The sequence below is a fragment of the Nocardia heshunensis genome (genome assembly GCF_054782115.1).
The window spans coordinates 1,287,592-1,308,359 of record NZ_BAAGTC010000002.1 but is presented as its reverse complement, the minus strand read 5'-3'; the positions used below and the strand labels follow the sequence as shown (position 1 = coordinate 1,308,359).

Genomic DNA, 20,768 nt, shown 5'->3' with positions numbered 1-20,768 from the left:
GCCCGGCAGGCCCCGAACTGCCAACCCGGCGTCAACCTGGGCATTCGAATACGAGCGCGCGCTCAGCAGTCGGCGGCGCCGAGCGTCCAGGGGTCGGTGCGCAGCACCGAGACGCGGGTGTCCAGGCCGGGAAGTGCGGTGCGCACCACACTCTCGGCCTGCGCGCACCACGGGAATTCGGTGGCCCAGTGGGCGGCGTCGATCAAGGCCGGACCGCCCGCGCGCAGGTGCTCGTCGGCGGGATGGTGGCGCAGGTCCGAGGTGACGTAGGCGTCGACGCCGAGGCGAGACACCTTGCCCAGGAAGGAATCTCCCGCCCCGCCGCAAACGGCGACGGTCCGGATGATCCGGTCCGGGTCACCCGCGGCGCGCACTCCCCAGGTGGTGGCAGGCAGTCCGGCGCGGACGCGGGCGGTGAACTCCCGCAAGGTTTCCGGGGCCGCCAGCTCGCCGACCCGGCCGATGCCCAGACTCGACGGCACCGTGGCCCGCTCGGTCACGTGATAGGCGGGTTCCTCGTACGGATGGGTCGCGCGCAGGGCGGCCAGCACGGCCGCGCGCCGCGACGGCGGGGCCACCACCTCGAGCCGATCCTCGGTGACCTCGTGCAGTTCGCCGATCGCGCCGACCGCCGGATTGGCCCCATCCAGCGGCCGGAACTGCGAGGTGCCCGCGACCGTCCAGGCGGCATCGGAGTACTTCGGCCCGGCCCCGGCCCCCGCGGCGAACAACGCGTCGAGCACCTCGCCGGAATGGGTGAGCGGCACCGCCACCGTCCATTTGTCCAGTGCGGTCTGCGGTTTCGCGTCCAGCGGCCCGGTGACGGTCAGTCCGATGGCGTGCGCCAGCGCATCCGAGACGCCGGGATCGGCGGAGTCGGCGTTGGTGTGCGCGGTGAACAGGGCGCAACCGGAGCGGATGAGGCGATGCAGCAGTGCGCCCTTCGGGGTACTCGCCGCCACGGTGTCCACCCCACGCAGCAGCAGCGGGTGATGCACGACCAGCGCCTGCGCGCCCCATTCGATCGCCTCGTCCACGACCGCCGCGGTCGCGTCCACCGCGAACAGCACCCGCGACACCGGCTCGTCCGGGTCCCCGGCCACCAGCCCGACCGAATCCCAGGATTCGGCCAGCCGGGGCGGGTACGCCGCATCCAGCGCCGCGATGAGATCCGCCAACCGCACCGTCGTCACCACAACCGAACCTCCTTCTCGCTCACCGACTCACGTCCTCGCATCGGTCCCGGCCTCTCGTACCGACCCGGTTCCGCGCTCACACACCGACGTCGCGGATGGCCGCGACCAACAGATCCACCTCGGCCGCCGGCCGCACCGCCACCCGCAGGAATCCCGTATCCAATCCGGGGAACGTATCACCCCGCCGCACCGCGATCCCCTTGTCCCCGAGCTGCTTTCGCAGCAATTCCGCATCCGGCACCCGGATCAGCAGGAACGGCCCGCGCGCGGGCTCGTGCACTTCGATGCCGAGGGCCCGCAACCGGGGAATCATGGCGGCCCGATCGACGGCGATCTGCTCGGCCTTGCGGCGCGATTCGGCGACGGCGGCCGGATTACTCACCGCTGCAATGGCTTCCAACTGCAAGGTGCCCAGCGGCCAGTGTGCGCGTCCTTGATTCAAACGCGCCAGCAGCTCCGGCGTACCCAGCACATATCCGCAGCGCAGCCCGGCCAGCGCCCATGTCTTGGTGAGACTGCGGAACACCAGTACATCCGGATAACTCTCTCCGGCAAGGGATTCCATCTCCCCCGGCACCGCGTCCGCGAAGGCTTCATCGACGACCACGATCCGTCCGGGCCGTCGCAATGCTCGAAGGTCTTCCGCCGCATGCAGTACCGAGGTCGGGTTCGTGGGATTGCCCACCACGACGAGATCCGCGGCGTCCGGCACGACCACCCCGGCCAGGGTGTACGGCGGTTCCAGCACCACACGTGACACCGGCACCCCGCCCTCCCGCAGCGCCAGCTCCGGTTCGGTGAAAGAGGGGTGGATCACCGCGGCCAGCGTGGACCCCAGCCGCGGCAGCATCGCGAACCCTTCGGCAACACCGGCGAGCAGCAGCACCTCGTCGACCGACCGCCCATGCCGGGCAGCCACCGCCGCCCGCGCCGCCCGCTCATCGCTCTCGCTCGGATACCGCCCGAGCTCCCCCAACCGCGCCGCCAACCGCTCCCGCAACCACTCCGGCGGCGCACTCCCCTGAACGTTCACCGCGAAATCGACCATCCCCGGCAGCGCATCCACGTCCCCGTGATGCCGCAGCCCGGCATGATCGAAATCCTGGAATTCGGTGTCGTCCGGCACAGCCGTCCACCCTACGTGCCCGCCGCCAGCACCCACCGGACAGAATGGCTGTCGTGGGCGAGCTGCATGTGACCTTCATCTGCACCGGCAATATCTGCCGGTCCCCGATGGCCGAGAAGATTTTCGCCGCGCATCTGGAGCGCGCCGGGCTGGCGGATCGGGTGCGGGTGAGCAGTGCCGGGACGGGGAGCTGGCATGTGGGGGACGAGGCCGACCATCGGACGAATCTGGAGTTGCGCAGGCACGGGTATCCGACCGGGCATGCGGCGGCGGTGATCGGGGCGGAGCATCGGTCGGCGGATCTGCTGGTGGCGTTGGATACCGGGCACGAGCGGGAGCTGGCCCGGCTGGGGGTGCCGTCGGATCGGCGGCGGCTGCTGCGCAGTTTCGACCCGCACGCCGACGGACGATCCGTCCCGGACCCGTATTACGGGGACCAGTCCGATTTCACGCTGGTGCGTACGCAGATCGAGGCGGCCGTGCCCGGCATGCTGGACTGGGTGCGCGAACAGCTCGGTGAACCGGGCGACGAACAGGCCGGAGGCCGCGACGCATGAGCTCGAAGACCCTGCTGCGGCGCCTCACGTTCCTGTTGCGGCCCAGCTGGCTGATTCTCGCGGTGGTGGTCGCCGGCTTCGCGTACCTGTGCTTCTCGGTGCTGGCCCCGTGGCAGCTCGGTAAGAACACCCGCACCTCCGAACGCAATGACCGCATCGCGAATTCGGTGCACGCCGACCCGGTCGACATCACCTCCATGCTGTCGGGCAACGGCAAGAACACCGAATGGCGACGCGTCACCGCGACCGGTACGTACGTGCCGGATTCGACCGTGCTGGTGCGGCTGCGCCACCTCGACGGCCAACCCGCCTACACCGTGCTCGCGGCCTTCCGCCTCGACGATGGCCGCACCCTGCTCGTCGACCGCGGCCAGCTCGCCGCCGCCGAGGGCGGCACCCGCCCGCCCGCCACCATCGCCGCCCCGCCCGCGGGCACCCAGCAGCTGGCGGCCCGCGTCCGCGCCTCCGAGGGCATCATCGAGAAGAAGCCCCCCACCACGGAAGAGGGCTACCGCCAGGTCTATTCGACCGACACCGAGCAGGAAGCCACCGTCCTCGGCCTCCCCCTCACCCCCATCCCCACCGACGGCCGCGGCGGCTACCTGCAACTCGACACGGGCCAGCCCGGCGCCTTCACCCCCGACCCCCTCCCCCAACTCGACGCCGGCCCCTACCTCTCCTACGGCCTGCAATGGCTCGCCTTCGGCGTCATGGCCCCCCTCGGCCTCGGCTACTTCGTCTACGCCGAAATCCGAGCCCGCCGCCGCGAAAAAGCCGAAGCCACAGCCCAACCGGCGGCCGCCACCGGCGAACCTGAATCCCCCACCCCCGAATCCCCCACACCGACACCCGCACCCGCGACAAAGCCCAACGACCCGGCCCCTCAGCCCAAGCAGACCACCAACGAGGCCCGCCTGGCCGACCGCTACGGCGGTACCCGCCGCTGATCCTCGGCGGCGCGCAGATCGGCGCGACCGAGCAGGGACCAGTCGTCCAGCAGCATGGCGACGGCGTCGCCACCCGGCAGCGGGAGTTCCGCGCCGATTGTCGACACCACCACCTAAGCGCCCTCGGCAGAGAGCGCGCGCATGCCCGGCGGTCGTCAGCTGGCCGAGAACCTTGCCAGCGCGTGGCTCGGATAGCCTCGGCGGGTGCGAATGGGGACTGCTACCGCGGCCGGGCTGCTGATCGGATTCGGTATGGACCGGGTGCTCGGCGATCCGCGGCGTGGGCACCCCGTTGCCGGATTCGGGACGGCCGCGATGCGGCTGGAGGAGTTCACCTATCGCAATGATCGGGCCGCCGGGGTTATCCACGAGATCGTGCTGGTGGGAGCGACCGCGGGGTTGGGGGTCGGCCTGCATCGGGTGGTCGCTGGCCGCGGCGTGGTGCGGGGGCTCGGAGAAGTAGCGCTGACGGCGGCGGCTACCTGGACCGTGCTGGGCGGTACGACCTTGGCGAAGACCGGGCGAGAGATGGCGGATCGGCTGGAGTCGGGCGATATCGACGGCGCGCGACAGTTGTTGCCGTCGTTGTGCGGGCGGGATCCGGAGGTGCTGGATGCCGATGGGCTGGCCCGGGCCGCCCTGGAATCGATCGCCGAGAACACCTCCGATGCGACTGTCGCACCGCTGTTCTGGGGTGCGGTCGCCGGTGTGCCCGGCTTGCTGGCGTATCGGGCGGTGAACACGCTCGACGCGATGATCGGCTATCGCAACGAGCGCTACAACCGATTCGGCTGGGCCGCAGCGCGCACCGACGATGTAGCGAATCTCGCACCCGCCCGGGTCAGCGGAATTATCACCACCGCACTGGCTCCCGTGATTGGCGGACGCCCCGCCGACGCGTGGCGGGCGTGGCGGCGCGACGCCCGCAAGCACCCGAGCCCGAATGCTGGTGTGGCGGAGGCCTCCATGGCAGGCGCGCTCGGCGTAACTCTCGGTGGAAAGACCGAGTACCGCCACGGCGTCGAGTTGCGTCCCACGCTCGGCGACGGCCCGGTACCTCGAGTTGCGGATCTGCGCCGCGCGGTGCGACTCTCGGAGGCCGTCCAGGCAGCCACCGTGCTCGCCGCCGCCACCGCGGCCTACCTGCGCCGCCGCTGACGTTCGCCCGCAGCGTCGCCAATGCAAACAACCGGACGGTCGTCTTCGATAGATTCGACCTGGGAATGTCACAGTCCGGCGCTCGGTTTCGTCGGCCCTGTGGACGGTTCGCCCACCGGGCGGGCGTGAGCGAGGAGCGAGGGTGCGATGAGTGGTGGCGAGGGGCGGAGCGGGGCCGATCAGGCCGAGCTGGCGCGGCAGTTCGAGGAGCATCGGGGTTATCTGCGGCGGGTCGCCTACAGCACGCTCGGGAGTCTCAGTGACGCCGATGATGTGGTCCAGGAGGCGTGGCTGCGGCTGGTTCGGTACTACGAGAACAGCCCGGAGGGTGCGGATATCGAGAATCTGCGCGCTTGGCTGACCACGGTCACCGGACGTTTGGCGCTCGATTATCTCGGTTCGGCGCGGGCGCGGCGCGAACAGTATGTGGGCGAATGGCTTCCGGAGCCGGAGATCACCAGCTGGGACGATCCGGCCGACCGCATTTCTCAGGACGAGCGGGTCACCACCGCCCTGCTGGTGGTGCTGGAATCGCTGTCACCGGCCGAGCGCACCGCCTTCGTGCTGCAGGAGGTCTTCGGCATGACCGGCCCGGAGGTCGCCGAAGTGGTCGGCCGTACCCCGGCCGCCGTGCGCCAGTTGGCCTCGCGCGCTCGCAAACACGTGGAGAACGGCACGCCCCGCTTCCCCGCCAGCGCCGACGAGCACGAGAAGGTGGTCTCCGCCTTCGCTGTCGCCTGGCGGTCCGGTGATCTGAGCGCCCTGCTCGGCCTGCTCGATACGAATGTCACCTTCACCGCGGACGGCGGCGGCAAGGTGAATGCCTTCCGGCACCCGCTGTTCGGCGCGGACACGGTGGCCCGGACCCTGCTCGGCTTCCTCGAGTACTCCTCGAAGGTCGGCGGCGGCTGGGGCCGTTCGGTGCTGGTCAACGGGCAGCCGGGGCTGGTGGTGTTCGACGGCAAGAACACGGGTGTCTTCTCCTTCACCATCGACGAGGGCCGCATCACCAAGATCGACGTGGTCCGCAATCCGGACAAGATCCACCTGCCCGACGACGCCGATCCGGACTGGGCGCTCGGCGAGCCGCAGGCCGGAGAGCGAAACACCGACGCCTGACAACCGAACAAAGCGGGCCCGCAACCACTCTCGGTTGTGGGCCCGCGGTGTCGAACCGGTCAGGAAGCGACGCGGGTGACCGGCCGCAGCCCGTGCGCGGCGGCCACCTCGGCCGAGTACAGCCGCCCGGCATCGGCCGTGAGCCCTTGCGCCAGCCCCGGATCCGCCGCACAGGCCCCGGCCCAGCCGAGATCCGCGATGGCGCGGGCGTACGGCAGCGTGACATTGGTGAGCGCGACCGTGGAGGTGTGCGGCACCGCCCCGGGCATATTCGCCACGCAGTAGAACAGCGAATCCGCCACCCGGAACGTCGGATTCGCGTGCGTGGTGGGATGCGACCCCTGGAAGCATCCACCCTGGTCGATGGCGATATCGACCATCACCGACCCGGGCCGCATGTGCGCGACCAGCGCGTCGGACACCAGTTTCGGTGCGCGTGCCCCCGGCACCAGCACCGACCCGATCACCAGATCCGCTGCCAGCACCGATTTCTCGACCTCAGCGGCATTCGAGCCCAGCGTCGTGACCCGTCCACCGAACCGCTCGTCGAGCTGGCGCAGGCGCGCGATATTGGTGTCCAGCACGGTGACTCGCGCCCCCATACCCGCCGCGACCGCCGCCGCATTGCTGCCCGCGACACCCCCGCCGAGCACCGTGACATCGGCGGGCCGCACCCCCGGCACGCCGCCGAGCAACAATCCCGCACCACCCTGTGGCGACATCAGGTGATACGCGCCCACCTGGCTGCCGAGCTTGCCGGCCACCTCGCTCATGGGCGCGAGCAACGGCAGCGAACCGTCGACCGCGCGCACCGTCTCGTAGGCGATCGCGGTGATCCCGGAGCCCAGGATCGCGTCCGTGCATTCCCGGGAGGCGGCCAGGTGCAGGAAGGTGAACAGCACCTGCCCTGCCCGCATCCGCGAATACTCCTCGGCGATGGGCTCTTTCACCTTCAACACCAGTTCGCCGGTGCCCCACACCTCCTCCGGCGTGGCCGCGATCCGGGCCCCGGCGGCGACATAGTCGGCGTCGGCGAACCCGGACCCGATCCCCGCCCCCACCTCGATCAGCACCTCGTGCCCGTGCCGCACCAGCTCCCCGGCACCGGCCGGGGTCAGCGCGATCCGGTATTCCTGCTCCTTGACCTCCCGTGGCACACCGATTCTCATACCGCCATCGTCGTCCGGCGCGGCCCGCCCCGCTACGACCGCCACGACCGTTTTCCGTTGCAGCTACACCGGGGCAACCACGGCCAGCACCTTGCCCGCGGTCGGGATACGCAGCAGATGGTCGCGGCCCGCAAGGAAGAAGCGATGGCTCAGATAGTCGAGGTGCTCGGAGAAGTGCGCCCAGCCCTCGGCGTGCACCGGCACGATCACGGCGTCGCCGAGCGCCGCGGAGGCGTGTACCGCAGTGCGGCCGTTGAGGGTCAGATCGCTGTCGCCGAACCGATCGGTATTAGCCGCGCCGACATTCAGGATGGCGATGTCGATGCGCCCGATCCGATCCGCGATCTGCCGCACATAGTCGACGGAGGCGTTGTCACCGGACACATAGACCGTCGGCAGGCCGTCGCCCTGCAACACGAACCCCGTGACGACGCCCGTGAACGGCTCGCACCCCTCGGGCCCGTGCAGCGCGGGCACACCGGTAACGGTCACCGCCCCGATCTGCACGGACTCCCAGTTGGCTAGTCCCTGAACCCCTTCCAGCCGCCCAGCGGCATCAGGAGTGGAGAGCACATGCTCGACGCCCGGCAGCAGCGCCCGCCCAGCAGCATCGAGATTGTCCGCATGCTGATCGTGCGACAGCAACACCACATCGATCGACCCGATCTCGGCCACCGCCACCGCGGGCCCGGTCAGCTTGTACAGCGTCACCGGCCCGGGATAGTTCCCCGGCTCATCGAACGTGGGATCGGTCAGCCAGCTCAGGCCCCCGTACTCGAATCGCACAGTGGGCCCACCGATGTGGAGGACTTCGAAGGTTGCAGCCGCATCGTCGATCGTGTTCGTCATGCCCACAACAAGCCGAACAGCCGTCGTGCCATTCCATTGCCACCGAGTCGTACCAGAATCCGGTACCATTACAGCTAGTCGCCGAGAGGAACCCCGCCATGACCTCCATGTCCGCCAGTGAAGCCCGCGCCAAGCTGTACCCGCTCATCGAGCAGGTCAACGACGACGCCGTCGCCATCCACATCACCAGCCGCAACGGCAACGCGGTACTGATCTCCGAGGACGAGTACAACTCCCTACGCGAGACCCTGTACCTACTGCGTTCACCCGCCAACGCGGCACGCCTAGCCGAAGGCATCGCGCAGGCCGAGGCCGGTCAGACGATCGAGGTCGACCCGGACCAGCTGGCGAAAGGACTTGAATGAAAGTCACTTTCGTCAAGGTCGCCTTCGAGGATTTCGAACACTGGGTCAGCACCGATCGCAAGACGGCGTTGCGGATCCTGCGCCTGATCGGCGATATCCAACGCGACCCATTCAACGGCCTCGGCAAGCCCGAACCCCTCAAAGGCGACAAGTCCGGCTATTGGTCGCGCCGAATCAACGACGAACACCGCCTCGTCTACTCCGTAACCGGCGACACGATCACCATCGTCCAAGCCCGCTACCACTACTGACGATCACCGCACCCCCTCTCCGCCGGAACTGACCAAGATCAGGGAGTACTCAGCGCGGAAATTCGTCCGATTCACCGCGCTGAGTACTCCCGATCTCTGCGTCTGGAGGGGGGCGGCTATGTTCGCGGTCATGAGGATCAAGCTGGGTGAGCATGCGCCACAGGTCGATGAGAGTGCTTGGATTGCGCCTAATGCGACGGTGATCGGGCGGGTGACGTTGGCGGCCGAGGTGAGTATTTGGTACTCGGCGGTGTTGCGGGGGGATATGGACTCGATCAGCGTCGGGGAGCGCAGCAATATTCAGGACGGGTGTGTGCTGCATGCCGATCCGGGGTTTCCGTGCACGGTCGGGACCGGGGTTTCGGTGGGGCACAATGCGATTCTGCACGGGTGCACCGTCGAGAACGATGTGCTGATCGGGATGGGGGCTACCGTGCTGAACGGGGCGGTGATCGGGGCGGGGAGTTTGATCGCCGCGAATGCGCTGATTCCGGAGGGTGCGCAGATTCCGCCGGGGTCGCTGGTGGCGGGTGTGCCGGGCAAGGTGCGGCGGGAGCTGAGCGAGGCCGAGCGTGATCACATTCGCTTGAATGCCGCCGCGTACCTGTACGCGTCGTCGCAGCATCAGCAGGGTCAAGAGGCGTGACTGAAGGGGGCGTGTGAGAAGCCCCACACTGAACAAGTGTCCATAACGGCCACTGCTAGCATCGTGCGATGCGTTCCCGGCGGCCCGGGCCAGCCGCCGGTTGCCGGGTGCGCGCTCGGGGCTAGCAGGAGGTTTCAACGGTGTCGTACGAGCACGACAGTATGCACCGACAGCGGATCAGCGTGGCGGATATCGCCGCGCAACCGGGGGGCATCGAGGCGCTACAGCGCCGGGTTCACGAGTTACGTTCCAACGGCCGGGATTTCGCCGCGAACGCGATCGAATGGGAAATGGCCGCCCTGAACGTCCGATGATCGGATGCTGCGCAGAGCGCTCCACACCGTCGATGCAATAATGCGGGCTGGCCTGCCCGCCTTGGTCATTCGCCAGGACGACGCGGTCATTCACCGCAATGTCGCGGTCCCCAACCGATCGACTGGAGACTCGATGCCGTCCGTGCCCACCATCCTGCAACGCATCCTGGAGAAGCCGCGGGCCGAGGGCGAACAGCTGCTGGAGAGCGCGCTGTCGGCCTTCCTCGACTTCGGGATCAAGCGAACCAGCATGGGCGAGATAGCGCGTCGCGCCGGCATCAGCCCGGCCACGCTGTATCGGCGCTTCGAATCCAAGAACGATCTGGTGGCCGCGGTCGGCGTGCGCGAGGCGCAGTTGTTCATCGCCGAGATCGACGAGCGGGTGCGCGCGGCTACCGGCAACGGCATGGCGGTCGACGATCAGCTGGTCGAGATCTTCGTCGCGTTCATCACCCAGCTGGCGAACAACAAACTGCTGCAACGCCTGCTGCGCACCGAGCCGGACACCGTGCTGCCGCGCCTGACCATCGAGGCCGGGCCGATGCTCGCGGTCGGCCGCACCTACCTGGCCGACAAGCTGCGCGCCCTGCAGGTCACCGGCGATGTCCCCGCCTTCGACGCCGACCTGGTCGCGGAGGTGCTCGCCCGGCTGGGCCAGTCCCTGGTGCTGACCCCGGACGGCCTGATCCCGCTCACCGACGAGACCGCGGCCCGCGCCTTCGCCCGCCGCACCATCCTGCCCATGATCGGCGTGCAACCGGTCTGACCTCGACTGGAAACTCGTTCGGACAATCCGGAGGGTTCGGGCAGACTGGCGCCCATGCAGTTCCGCTCGACTCTCCGCTCCACCCGCACACGGCTGGCCACCTGGTTCCCGCTCCGCCGCGTCGTGAAGCTCGGCCTGGCGGCGGTGGTGCTGGTCGCGGTCGTGCTCGTCGGCTCGGATCTGTGGATGCGCATAGCCAACCGGCAGTACGAGTACAGCGTCGATTCCGTGCCGAAGGCCGATGTGGCCATCATCTTCGGCGCGGAGGTGCATCCCGACGGCAAGCCCTCGGCCTACTTGGCCGCCCGCCTCGACCTCGGAGCCAAGCTGCTGGCGGCAGGCAAGGTGAAGGCGCTACTGCTCACCGGCGACAACGACCGCCCCAGCTACGACGAGCCGACGGCCATGCGCGCCTACCTGATCGAGCACGGCGTCCCCGCCGCCAAGATCGCGCTGGACTACGCCGGGTTCACCACCTACGAATCCTGTGTGCGCGCCCACGACATCTTCGGCGTCACCTCCGCCATCGCCGTCACCCAGGATTTCAGCCTGCCGCGCACGGTCGCCATGTGCCGGGCCGCGGGCATCGACGCCACAGCGGTCGGCGACGACACCCAGGTCCACAATGACCTCTACCGCAAGATCTGGCTGCGCGATCAACTGGCCGATACCAAGGCCGTCTATTCGATTCTCTTCCACCCGGACCCGAAATTCCGTGGCAAGCAGGAGACTTCGGTGCGCGACGCGATGGCGGCCGACCCGCAGCAGTAGTTCCGGAAACGACGAAACCCCCCGACCCTGTCCCGGAGGTCGAGGGGTTTCGGTTGCTCGGCTAGATGTTCCCGGCCAGCGCGCCACCCATACCCGCGGCAGCGGCGGCAGCCGCGCTACCCGTCATGAGTCCGACCGCGGCGATGACAAGAGCCAACATTCTGTTCCCGACCTTTCACAGTGAATCTTTCGAAGACGCCTCGAAAATTACTGCCGCCCAGTACCGTCCGACGACCCCTGCGAGGGAACTCTGGGCGGACTGTATGCCGACACCCAGCACCTTCCCAGTACCCGATTCCGCGGGCCTGTGGTATCGCCGATTCTCCGGGCGAGCTCGAGCTCCACACATCCGGTCTGATCTCGATATTTCTGAAATACCGACGAGTCGTTTTGCGAAATCCGCTGGTAGGCAAAGGAACTCGTGAATTCCGAACCCACCCGCGATCGACCGGCGGCGTTGTACGATCAGCCATACAACAGGATTGGCAAAAGCCTTCCGACACTAGTGAATTCGCGAATTCCCTTTACGCAAGAAGGGAATCTGACATGTCGCAAGCAAATCCGGGTCAGTTGCGTCTCATCACCCCGGAGCAGGAAGCCGCTGTTCTCGCGCTGGTGAACGATCTGCTCACCGGCGACGCCAAAGGCGTACCCACCGATCTCACGGTGGATGTCAATGCGGTGCGCAGCCGTTGTGGAATCCGCAATGTAAAGATTCCGGGCTACGAGGACGTGCAGCTCGACGCGCTCATCGCCTGGCCCCGAACCGACCAGCCACATCCGCTGATCGTCATGCCCGCCGGACTCGACAAGTCCGGCTGGAAGATGTACGGCGGGGCCGTCATCCGGCTGTTGATGCGCGGCTACGCCGTGGTGGCGTACAACGAGCGCGGACTCCCCGAGTCCGAGGGCGAGCTGACCGTCGCCGGTCCCGAGGATGTCGAGGACGGGCGCGCGGTCATCGACTGGGCGCTGGCACACGACGAACTGCGCGCCGATCCCGACCGGGTCGGCATGGCGGGCATCTCCTACGGCTCGGGCATCAGCCAACTGGTCGCCAATGTCCACCCGGCGGTGAAAGCCGTTGTCGCGCTGAGCACCTGGGCGGACTTGGGCGAGGCCCTCTATGACAATGGCACCCGGCACATCGCGGCCGCCAGAGCACTCGCCGGAATCAGCGACCGACCGAGCGCCGACCTGGTGAAGGTGCTCGAGTACTTCGAGGCCAACTCGAATATCGACAAGGTGCTCGAGTACGCGGAACCCCGGTCACCCGCCAAGGTGAATCCCGATGAAAGACGGGATGTGCCGACCTTTTTCACGAGCTTCTGGCACGAGACCATCTTCCCGCAGAATCAGCTGCTCGAATACTTCGCCGACTACCCCGGCCCCAAGCGCCTGGATGTGGCGATCGGCGACCACTCGTCGGTGGAGGTCGCCGGGTTGCTGACCGGCGTCTACACCCGAACCACCGAGGCCGCCTACGACTGGCTCGACCGCTACCTGCTCGAGATCGACAACGGTATCGACCGTGACGGCGCCGTGCACACCGAAACCATGTACAGCTTCACCATGACGGCGTCCCCCGACCTGGCCTCCTGGTCGAAGTCGCCGCGCCGCTACCACCTCCGGGCCCCGGCCACCGGATCTACCGACGGCACCCTGGTCCAGGAGCCACAGCCCGCCCAGAGCCAAACCGTCCAGGCCGAAAGCCAGCAGGTCAAGGTCGCGAGAACCCTTGTCTTCGACGGTATGTTGGAGCGTCTCCTGATGCCCAACCGCCAGCAGTTCGGCGAGATCGACCGCACCTACGCCGCGGTCTGGACCACCCCGCACATCTTCCTCAAGCCCCACCACATCGCGGGCAAGCCAGAACTCGAGATCACCGTCACGCCATCCGGCAAATCAGCAACCCTGATCACCTACCTCTTCGACCTGGAGCCCTTCACCGGATCGCTGCGAATCATCACCCACGCCGCGGCCACCATCACCAACGACCAACCCGCCCAGCCCACCACCCTGCGAGTCCCCTTGCAGGCCACCGACTACCAGATCCCGCCCCTCCACAAACTGGTGATGGTCATCGACACCAGAGACGATTTCTACGCCGGCGCCGAATTCGGCCCCCGCGACACCGTCACCCTCTCCAACACCAACGGCAACGCCCACCTCTCCCTCCCGATCGCACCCTGATCACCACCGCCTGGTGCAGAAAGGGTTGGGGCCCGTACCGATTCGGTACGGGCCCCAACCCTTTCGATGGAATTGCTACCGCGAGTTACGCGGGGACTTCGCTGCGGTCACCGCTCCAGAGGGTGTGGTACTTGCCCTCGGCGTCGATGCGCTCGTAGGTGTGGGCGCCGAAGAAGTCGCGCTGGCCCTGGGTGAGGGCGGCCGGGAGGCGGTCGGCGCGGAGGCCGTCGTAGTAGGAGAGGGAGGAGGCGAAGGCCGGGACCGGGATGCCGAGCTGGGTGGCGACGACGACCACGCGACGCCAGCTGTCGATGGCGGTTTCGATGGCCTCGCGGAAGTAGGGGGCGAGGATCAGCGACGGCAGGGCCGGGTCGGCTTCGTAGGCTTCCTTGATGCGGTTGAGGAAGCGGGCGCGGATGATGCAGCCGCCGCGCCAGATGGTGGCCAGGTCGCCGGGGTGCAGGTCCCAGTTGTATTCGGCGGAACCGGCGGCGATCTGGTCGAAGCCCTGGGCGTAGGCGACGATCTTGGAGGCGTAGAGGGCCTGGCGGATGGCCTCGGTGAATTCCGCGACGTCCGTGGGCTTTTCGCCGAGCACGCCGGAGGCGAGGCCCTTGGCAGCGGCACGCTGGGTGCGCGAGCCGGACAGCGCGCGGGCGAAGACGGCCTCGGCGATCCCGGTGACGGGGATGCCGAGATCGAGCGCGGACTTGACCGTCCAGCGGCCGGTGCCCTTCTGCTCGGCGGCGTCCACGATCACGTCGACCAGCGGCTTGCCGGTCTTGGCGTCGACCTGGTTGAGCACCTCGGCGGTGATCTCGACCAGGTAGCTCTCCAGCTCACCGGAGTTCCACTGGGTGAACACGTCCGCGATCTGCTTGGCGTCGAAGCCCAGCGCGTCGCGGAACAGGTTGTAGGCCTCGCCGATGAGCTGCATGTCGGCGTACTCGATGCCGTTGTGCACCATCTTCACGAAGTGGCCGGATCCGTCGGGGCCGATGTGGGTGCAGCACGGGGTGCCGTCGACCTGCGCCGCAATGGATTCCAGCATGGGACCCAGCGACTCGTAGGACTCCTTCGGCCCACCCGGCATGATGGCGGGGCCGTTCAACGCGCCCTCCTCGCCGCCGGAGATGCCCGCGCCCACGAAGTTCAGCCCGCGCGCGGCCATGGCGGCCTCGCGGCGGATGGTGTCGGTGTAGAGGGCGTTGCCGCCGTCGATGATGATGTCGCCGGGCTCCATCGCCGCGGCCAGCTCCTCGATCACGGCGTCGGTGGGGTCACCGGCCTTGACCATGATGAGCACGCGGCGCGGCTTCTCCAGCGCGGCCACGAACTCCTCGACCGTCTCGGTGCGAATGAAATCGCCATCGCCACCGTGCGCCTCGAGCAGCGCGTCGGTCTTGCCGATGCTGCGGTTGTGCAGGGCCACGGTGTACCCGTGCCGTGCGAAGTTGCGGGCGATGTTGCTACCCATGACCGCCAGGCCGGTCACGCCGATCTGGGCACGCGCTTCCGAGGTCGCCATGAAACAGCCTCTCCGTTCGTCAGATGTGTTTCCGCACGAATTCTCCTCGGCGGCGGCATCCCGGATCGCGTCCACGACGCCATGTCCTTTTCTACCCGGTCGGCCTCCGGCGCAGGGTAGGTACCCCGGGGACCGCCCGAAAACCGTTGGTCGCCGTGGTGTGATCACCGATACAGTGCCGGACATGACGCGTTTGAATCAGATTGTCGCCGTTGAGAAAGGGATCAAGTCCCGTACTTTCTCCGACCTCACCGAGGCCCATCACAAGCTGGCCAAGAACCCGCTGCTGAGCGGAATCTCGCGCACCTACCGTCCCAAGGACGAGGAGGGCGAGCAGTTGCCGCCCGAGTCGACGCGCGTCCAGGTGAAGGCCGATGAGGTGCTGGCCACCACGGCGGACATTCTGACCAAACTGTTCGACGTGGTCGCCACCAAGGATTGGGCGAATACCACCGCCACCGCGGATGTCGTGGTGGACGGCCGCACCCTGGTGGCGGACGCGCCCATCACCTACCTGCTGTTCCTCGAGAAGCAGCTGACGGATCTGCACACCTTCGTGCGCAAGCTGCCGGTGCTGGACGCCTCCGAGACCTGGGACTACGACGCGGCCGCCGACTGCTACGCCACCGAGCCGGTACAGACGGTGCGCACCAAGAAGATTCCGCGCAACCACGTGAAAGCCGAAGCGACGGAAAAGCATCCGGCGCAGGTCGAGGTGTATCACGAGGATGTGGTGGTCGGGTACTGGCGGACCATCAAGTTCTCCGGCGCACTGCCCGCCAAGCGCGTCCACGAGCTCACCGAGCGCGTCGAAAAGCTGCAGCAGGCAGTGAAGTTCGCGCGCGAAGAGGCGAACAATGCCGAGATCACGCAGCGCAAGACGGGTGCGGAGATCTTCGGGTACCTGTTCGCCTGACGCCGTTACCGCGGGTCGGGCACCGTTTCGAGGTGTCCGGCCAGCCAGGCCGGGTGGGTGAGCTGCGGATAGTGCCCGGCACCCGGCACTTCGGTGACGGGATGAGCGACGGGCACGATCAGCGGATCGGATGCGCCCACGACGATCTGGAGCGGGACACTCACCCGATCGAGTAGTTCGCGGGATTGTGCGCGCTCGGCGTGCACGCTCCGCAGCGCCTCGACGACTCGGCGCGCGGCCCCCGGTCGGCGCAGATCCGCTGCGGCGCTCTCGATCTCAGGACCCGGCGCGAGCCCCAGGGTCTCGGCGAGCCGCTCGGCTGACATGCGACGCAGCATCCAGGCTGCCAGCGGTGAGCGGGTCCACACCGAACCGGGAGCCTGCAGGAACGCCGGTGAGATCAGCACCAGCCCGGCAATGCGGTCCGGATGCTCGACCGCGTAGCGCAGCGCGGGAGCGCAGGCCAGCGAGTGCGCGACCAGTACCGGCCGGGTGCGGACCTCGCCGAGCAGGTCGGCCAGCCACGCCTCCAGCGGCCGGTCGGAGGCCGCGGATCGGCCGAGACCCGGCAGGTCGGGTGCCAGGATCGAGCCTTCCAGCCGCGCCGCGAGCGGAGCCCACAGATCGGCGTTCATCGGAAGACCGTGCAGCAGTACGTGATCGGGTGTGTGCCGGTCGCCGGTGATCCAGGTTCGGCTGCCCGCCACGGTGTGGAAACCGTAGGGGCGCAACCACGGTGCGGCCGCGCCGAAACGTTCCGCGATCAAGTCGTCGGCCCACGTGTGCAAGGCCGAGTCCGCGGCGGGCATTTCCAGGCCCGCGGCGGCGGCGAAGGATCGGGCCGACTCTGTCGGGTAGCGGTCGGTCGAGAGGAACGACAGCGTCTCGGGATCGGCTCCGGTGAGCTGGCGCGGCAGGCGGCGCAGCAGGCCGACGGGAACGCTGCGGCTCGGCGCTCGCACGCCGAGATGTTCGGCAACCGTGCGAATCAATTCCGGCAGCGGCGGAGTGCTGTCGTCGAGTACCCAGTAATGCTCGCCCGCAGGTGATTCGGGGATGCGTGCCAGGAACTTTACGAAGTAGTCGATGGTGACGATCGGTACGAACACCTCGGGACCGCCTGGCACGGCGGGCAGTCGCCCATCCCACAGATCCCGGACCAGACCGGCCAGGCCGATGTGCTGTCCGGGCCCGATCACCGTGCTCGGGTTGGCGATGGTCAACGGCACGCCGCGCTCGGGCGCAAGCTTGCGGACCGCGAGATCGCCCTCGAACTTCGACGCCTCGTACGCCCCGAGTCCGGCGTAGTCGGGCTCGCCGTCCGGCGCGCTCACCCGATATCCGCTCACGTGCACCAGTCGCCGCAGGCCCGGCAGGGTCGCGGCCCATTCGAGGACATTGATCGCCCCGATCACATTGGTAGCCCGCGCTTCTCGTTCTTCGAGCCCGAAGGCGTAGCGGGCAGCGGTGTTGTAGACGTCGCGGACCTCGGGCAGGCCGGACAGCGGTTCGGTGATGTCGGCGGTGACGACGGTCAGCCCGCCGAGGTCGATCCCCCGGGCGGCCAGCCACGGGGTGAGGGTATCGGTGCGCACCGCCGCTGCCACCTGCTGCCCCTCACCGAGTAGCTCGGCGACCAGCGACCGGCCGATGAATCCCGTTGCGCCGAAGACGATTGCGTCCATACCCACTCCAATAATAGATCGGTCTACATATTTTCTGGTCAAAAGGAAGGGCCGACTTCACGTCGGCCCGAGTTCAGCGCAACCAGGTCGAAGTCAGCGCAGCCAGACCGCGATCTGCCTGCCGACCCGATCCAGCGGCTCCCGGCTGCGGTGCGCACGAGCCAAGATCAGCGCACCTTCGATGAGCGCGAGAATCGCGGTCGCCAGGTCATCGCCATCGGGCAGCCCGGCCAGCCGGGCGCACAGAATGCCCTCCCACGAGGAGTAGACCTCCGCACACACCTCCTGGATCGAGTCGTTGGAGGCGGCCGTCTCGAGCGCGACGGTCGCGACCGGACAACCCTTGCGCCACTCCGACTCCTCGAGCCGATCCCCCAGCTGCCGCAGCACCAGGTCCACAACCTCCGCCACCGGCAACTCGGAATCCGCCAGCGCGCCCAGGGATTCGCCGATCGCCGCACCGGCCCGGCGTACGGACTCGCCGACGAGCTGGTCCTTCCCGCCGGGGAAGTGGAAGTACAGCGAGCCCCGGGGCGCGCCGCTGCGCGCGATCACCTGGTTGAGCCCGGTGCCGAAATAGCCTGCGGCCTCGACCGACTCCTGCGTCGCGTCCAGCAGCCGGTCTCGGGTCTCGGCACCCTTCTGTCCCATGTCCAAGAAAGTAGACCGATCTACATATTCCGTCAACCCGGAGCCGCCTACGGACCGCTCCGATATTGGCTTGGCCGACCACCGCGCCGCCGTCTAGAGTCTCCAATGCGCAAGGAGCGCAAGCTGAAACCGAAGTTCAATGTGATCGGCTCAGCGGCCCAGTGGGGGTTCGAATCCCTCTCCCGCCATCCCTGGCGGGATAGCCCAACGGTAGAGGCACCGCGGCTGACTCAAACTCACATTATCGCTCCAGCTTCAGCATTCGCCGCCGAACGCCGAATCGAAGGAACGGGTTGTCAGCGTGAAGGTTGCGGGTTCAACTCCCGCCGGCTCAGCCACCAATGGGCCGTAGCTCAAACGTAGAGCGTCACGTTAACTTCAGACTCATCTCGTTCTTAAACGTGTCGGCGTGCTGCAATTGGGCGGCCACCGAGGCCCCGGGGCAGGCTACGCCCCGGGGCTTCCCTAATTCCCGTGCCCCACAGCCTGATCAGCGCTCGGGAGACAGACGGAAGCCGACCTCTGCGCCGCCGCCCGGCCGATCGATCGCGAAGACGGTGCCGCCGTGGGCGGTGACGATGTCGTGGACGATGGCCAGGCCCAGACCTGAGCCGGGAGTGGAGCGGGTGCGGTCGGCGCGATAGAAGCGGTCGAACACTGCGGCCTGGTCGGCGGAGTCGATGCCGGGCCCGCGGTCCAGGACCGCCAATTGTGTTCCGCGGAGACGAATCTCGATCTCCGTGTCGGGCGGGCTGAATTTGAGGGCGTTGTCCACCAGGTTGTCGATGCAGCGGGCCAGCGCTCGCGGGCGCGCAGTGACTGTGGTCGGCCCGCCGGTGAGCTCGGTCGTCAGCACGATGGTACGACCGGTTCGGCGGCGGAAGCGTTGCGCACAGCCCTCCGCGAGCTCGGAAAGGTCCAGCTCCGTGGGGTTTTCGTCGGTGTGCTGGTCGGTGGCGAGTTCGACTAGTTCGCCGACGAGGGCGTCCAGGGCCTTGGCCTCCTGGACCAGGGTGGTGAGGACCTGGGATTCGTCGGTGGGGTCGAGGCGGCCTTTGGCGCGTTGGAGGAGTTCGGCGCTACCGCGGACCGAGGTGAGGGGGGTGCGGAGTTCGTGGCCCGCGTCTTGGACGAGGCGATGCTGTTGGGCGCGGGACAGGCGGAGGGCGGCGAGCATGGCGTTGAAATCGCGGGTCAGGTCGCCGATTTCGTCGTTGCCCGCCTCGGGGAGCACGGTGGAGAGGTCGCGGGTGCTGGTGATGCGCTGGGTGGCCTGGGTGAGGCGGCGCATGGGGCGCAGGATGCGGCCGATGGCCAGCCAGCTGGTCAGCGCGACCACCAGCACCGCGACGGCGGTGATCGAGGCGGTGCGCCAGAGGAATTCGCGGTCGACCCGTTCCACCTCGGCGTAGTCCTGGCCGACCATGATCGCGCCGCCGCCGGGCCGGGCTTTGGTCAGGATGCCGTAGGACTTGTCGCCGACCATGACGTCGGTTTCGACGCTGCCGCTTCCGGCGCGGGCGATGGCCAGGTCGGATGCGCTGACCGGCAAGGGATCTCGCCCCGCGGTCAGCGGTCGTACGGTTCCGTCCGCGAGCAGCAGCTGCTCGGTCATGTCGGAGCGCACGGGCAGCATCGCTCCTACCGGTACCGCGCCACCCGGCATGATCACCGCCGCTCCACCGGTCACGCTCTGGGCATCCGCCGCGCGCAGCACCGCGAGGACGGTGTCGGCCCGGTCCCCCAGGCTGCGATCGACTTGCGCTGCCACCAGCGGAGATACGCTCCGATACGCCGTCACCAGCGCGACCACGATGGCCACGACGGTCGCGGTGAACACCACCAGGGTGAGCCGGGCGCGCATCAGACCGCCTTCACGGTGAAGCCGACATTGCGAACCGTCTGGATGAGCCGCACCGCACCGCCCTCCTCGGTCTTGCGCCGCAGATACCCGATGTACACATCCAGCGACCGCGATTCGGTGTCGAAGTCGTAGCCCCAGATGTGTTCGTAGATCTGACCTCTGGTGAGCACCACCGGCGCATTGCGCAGCAACAACTCGAGCACGTCGAACTCGGTACGGGTCAGTTCGAGTACCCGATCGCCGCGCCGCACCTCCCGGGTCGCCGGGTTCAGGCTCAGATCGCCGACCGCCAGCGCCGACGGCTCGGCGGGTGCGCTGCGCCGCAGAAGCGCCCGCAGCCGGGCGAGCAGTTCCTCGGTGTCGAACGGCTTCCCGAGATAGTCGTCGGCCCCGGCGTCGAGCCCGGCCACCCGGTCCCCGGCCTGTCCCCGCGCGGTGAGCACGAGGATCGGCAGCCGATCCCCGCGCCGACGCAACGTCCGGCACAACGACAGCCCGTCCAGGCGCGGCATGACCACATCCACCACCGCCAGATCCGGCCGGTCGGTCTCGAGCAGGTCCAGCGCCTCCCGCCCGTCGCAGGCCACGCTGACCCGATACCCCTCGAACCGCAGCAACTGTTCGAGCGTGCTGCGCACATTCGGATCGTCCTCGACCACGAGCACTTTCGCTGATGCCATCGGGTCAGTCTGGTCGG

At 68.1% G+C, this 20,768-nt stretch carries 22 protein-coding genes; 12 read left to right on the top strand and 10 right to left on the bottom strand.

Annotated features, from left to right (window positions below; all coding sequences use genetic code 11):
• Positions 1 to 62: 62 nt before the first annotated feature.
• Both ACYVN4_RS06105 and cobC read right to left on the bottom strand, forming a co-directional pair.
• On the bottom strand, positions 63 to 1,193 hold the full coding sequence (locus tag ACYVN4_RS06105; RefSeq protein WP_460718224.1) for a Nif3-like dinuclear metal center hexameric protein: 1,131 nt from the start codon (positions 1,191 to 1,193) through the stop codon (positions 63 to 65).
• Positions 1,194 to 1,272: 79 nt separating this feature from the next.
• Positions 1,273 to 2,322 carry an Rv2231c family pyridoxal phosphate-dependent protein CobC gene (gene cobC, locus ACYVN4_RS06100; RefSeq protein ID WP_460718223.1) on the bottom strand — a complete coding sequence of 350 codons (1,050 nt, stop codon included), beginning with the start codon at positions 2,320 to 2,322 and terminating at the stop codon, positions 1,273 to 1,275.
• 44 nt (positions 2,323 to 2,366) lie between these two features.
• Here cobC and ACYVN4_RS06095 point away from each other — a divergent pair, with 44 nt between their 5' ends.
• Together ACYVN4_RS06095 and ACYVN4_RS06090 are read left to right on the top strand one after the other, a co-directional pair.
• Entirely contained in the window at positions 2,367 to 2,879 is a 513-nt protein-coding gene (locus ACYVN4_RS06095; protein ID WP_460718222.1) for a low molecular weight protein-tyrosine-phosphatase, read from the top strand.
• 14 nt (positions 2,880 to 2,893) lie between these two features.
• Entirely contained in the window at positions 2,894 to 3,826 is a 933-nt protein-coding gene (locus ACYVN4_RS06090; RefSeq protein ID WP_460718375.1) for an SURF1 family cytochrome oxidase biogenesis protein, read from the top strand.
• On the opposite strand, the gene ACYVN4_RS06085 is transcribed toward ACYVN4_RS06090, so the two are convergent.
• Positions 3,805 to 3,939, bottom strand: a complete 135-nt coding sequence (locus ACYVN4_RS06085; protein ID WP_460718221.1) for a hypothetical protein — start codon at positions 3,937 to 3,939, stop codon at positions 3,805 to 3,807. The two genes, ACYVN4_RS06090 and ACYVN4_RS06085, sit on opposite strands and share 22 nt — an antisense overlap.
• A 97-nt stretch (positions 3,940 to 4,036) precedes the next feature.
• On the opposite strand from ACYVN4_RS06085, the gene ACYVN4_RS06080 reads away from it, so the two are divergent.
• Entirely contained in the window at positions 4,037 to 4,984 is a 948-nt protein-coding gene (locus ACYVN4_RS06080; RefSeq protein WP_460718374.1) for a cobalamin biosynthesis protein, read from the top strand.
• 147 nt (positions 4,985 to 5,131) lie between these two features.
• Positions 5,132 to 6,103: an RNA polymerase sigma factor SigJ gene (sigJ, locus tag ACYVN4_RS06075; protein WP_460718220.1), complete on the top strand. Its 972-nt coding sequence runs from the start codon at positions 5,132 to 5,134 to the stop codon at positions 6,101 to 6,103.
• Between the two features lie 59 nt (positions 6,104 to 6,162).
• Here the strand turns inward: sigJ and ald are convergent, their stop codons facing one another.
• Both ald and ACYVN4_RS06065 read right to left on the bottom strand, forming a co-directional pair.
• Positions 6,163 to 7,272 (bottom strand): alanine dehydrogenase, encoded by a 1,110-nt coding sequence (gene ald / locus ACYVN4_RS06070; RefSeq protein WP_460718219.1) that lies wholly within the window; start codon positions 7,270 to 7,272, stop codon positions 6,163 to 6,165.
• A 63-nt stretch (positions 7,273 to 7,335) separates the two neighbouring features.
• The gene (locus ACYVN4_RS06065; protein WP_460718218.1) at positions 7,336 to 8,121 is read right to left on the bottom strand and encodes an MBL fold metallo-hydrolase; all 786 of its coding nucleotides are present in this window, start codon (positions 8,119 to 8,121) and stop codon (positions 7,336 to 7,338) included.
• 98 nt (positions 8,122 to 8,219) lie between these two features.
• Here ACYVN4_RS06065 and ACYVN4_RS06060 point away from each other — a divergent pair, with 98 nt between their 5' ends.
• The 7 genes from ACYVN4_RS06060 to ACYVN4_RS06030 all read left to right on the top strand — a co-directional run bounded on the left by ACYVN4_RS06060 (position 8,220) and on the right by ACYVN4_RS06030 (position 13,427).
• Positions 8,220 to 8,486: a type II toxin-antitoxin system Phd/YefM family antitoxin gene (locus ACYVN4_RS06060; protein ID WP_460718217.1), complete on the top strand. Its 267-nt coding sequence runs from the start codon at positions 8,220 to 8,222 to the stop codon at positions 8,484 to 8,486.
• A complete protein-coding gene (locus ACYVN4_RS06055) occupies positions 8,483 to 8,737 on the top strand; it encodes a Txe/YoeB family addiction module toxin (protein ID WP_460718216.1) in 255 nt (84 codons plus the stop codon). Before ACYVN4_RS06060 ends, ACYVN4_RS06055 begins: the two co-directional genes overlap by 4 nt.
• A gap of 130 nt (positions 8,738 to 8,867) precedes the next feature.
• Positions 8,868 to 9,383 (top strand): gamma carbonic anhydrase family protein, encoded by a 516-nt coding sequence (locus ACYVN4_RS06050; RefSeq protein ID WP_460718215.1) that lies wholly within the window; start codon positions 8,868 to 8,870, stop codon positions 9,381 to 9,383.
• A gap of 182 nt (positions 9,384 to 9,565) precedes the next feature.
• Positions 9,566 to 9,697, top strand: coding sequence for a hypothetical protein (locus tag ACYVN4_RS06045; RefSeq protein ID WP_460718214.1), 132 nt, complete (start codon positions 9,566 to 9,568; stop codon positions 9,695 to 9,697).
• A 4-nt stretch (positions 9,698 to 9,701) separates the two neighbouring features.
• Complete coding sequence (locus tag ACYVN4_RS06040; RefSeq protein ID WP_460718213.1) at positions 9,702 to 10,463, top strand: TetR/AcrR family transcriptional regulator; 762 nt, start codon at positions 9,702 to 9,704, stop codon at positions 10,461 to 10,463.
• Positions 10,464 to 10,517: 54 nt separating this feature from the next.
• Positions 10,518 to 11,234, top strand: a complete 717-nt coding sequence (locus tag ACYVN4_RS06035; protein WP_460718212.1) for a SanA/YdcF family protein — start codon at positions 10,518 to 10,520, stop codon at positions 11,232 to 11,234.
• Positions 11,235 to 11,780: 546 nt separating this feature from the next.
• Complete coding sequence (locus ACYVN4_RS06030; protein ID WP_460718211.1) at positions 11,781 to 13,427, top strand: alpha/beta fold hydrolase; 1,647 nt, start codon at positions 11,781 to 11,783, stop codon at positions 13,425 to 13,427.
• Positions 13,428 to 13,512: 85 nt separating this feature from the next.
• Here the strand turns inward: ACYVN4_RS06030 and gndA are convergent, their stop codons facing one another.
• On the bottom strand, positions 13,513 to 14,955 hold the full coding sequence (gndA, locus tag ACYVN4_RS06025) for an NADP-dependent phosphogluconate dehydrogenase (RefSeq protein WP_460718210.1): 1,443 nt from the start codon (positions 14,953 to 14,955) through the stop codon (positions 13,513 to 13,515).
• Between the two features lie 184 nt (positions 14,956 to 15,139).
• Between gndA and ACYVN4_RS06020 the strand changes: the two genes are divergently transcribed.
• Positions 15,140 to 15,871: a DUF7873 family protein gene (locus tag ACYVN4_RS06020; protein ID WP_460718209.1), complete on the top strand. Its 732-nt coding sequence runs from the start codon at positions 15,140 to 15,142 to the stop codon at positions 15,869 to 15,871.
• A gap of 5 nt (positions 15,872 to 15,876) precedes the next feature.
• On the opposite strand, the gene ACYVN4_RS06015 is transcribed toward ACYVN4_RS06020, so the two are convergent.
• The 4 genes from ACYVN4_RS06015 to ACYVN4_RS06000 all read right to left on the bottom strand — a co-directional run bounded on the left by ACYVN4_RS06015 (position 15,877) and on the right by ACYVN4_RS06000 (position 20,751).
• On the bottom strand, positions 15,877 to 17,556 hold the full coding sequence (locus tag ACYVN4_RS06015; protein WP_460718208.1) for an alpha/beta fold hydrolase: 1,680 nt from the start codon (positions 17,554 to 17,556) through the stop codon (positions 15,877 to 15,879).
• Between the two features lie 93 nt (positions 17,557 to 17,649).
• A complete protein-coding gene (locus tag ACYVN4_RS06010; RefSeq protein ID WP_460718207.1) occupies positions 17,650 to 18,207 on the bottom strand; it encodes a TetR/AcrR family transcriptional regulator in 558 nt (185 codons plus the stop codon).
• Between the two features lie 490 nt (positions 18,208 to 18,697).
• Positions 18,698 to 20,071: an ATP-binding protein gene (locus tag ACYVN4_RS06005; protein WP_460718206.1), complete on the bottom strand. Its 1,374-nt coding sequence runs from the start codon at positions 20,069 to 20,071 to the stop codon at positions 18,698 to 18,700.
• Positions 20,071 to 20,751: a response regulator transcription factor gene (locus tag ACYVN4_RS06000; protein ID WP_460718205.1), complete on the bottom strand. Its 681-nt coding sequence runs from the start codon at positions 20,749 to 20,751 to the stop codon at positions 20,071 to 20,073. The genes ACYVN4_RS06005 and ACYVN4_RS06000 overlap by 1 nt, the downstream gene beginning before the upstream one ends.
• Positions 20,752 to 20,768 lie beyond the last annotated feature (17 nt).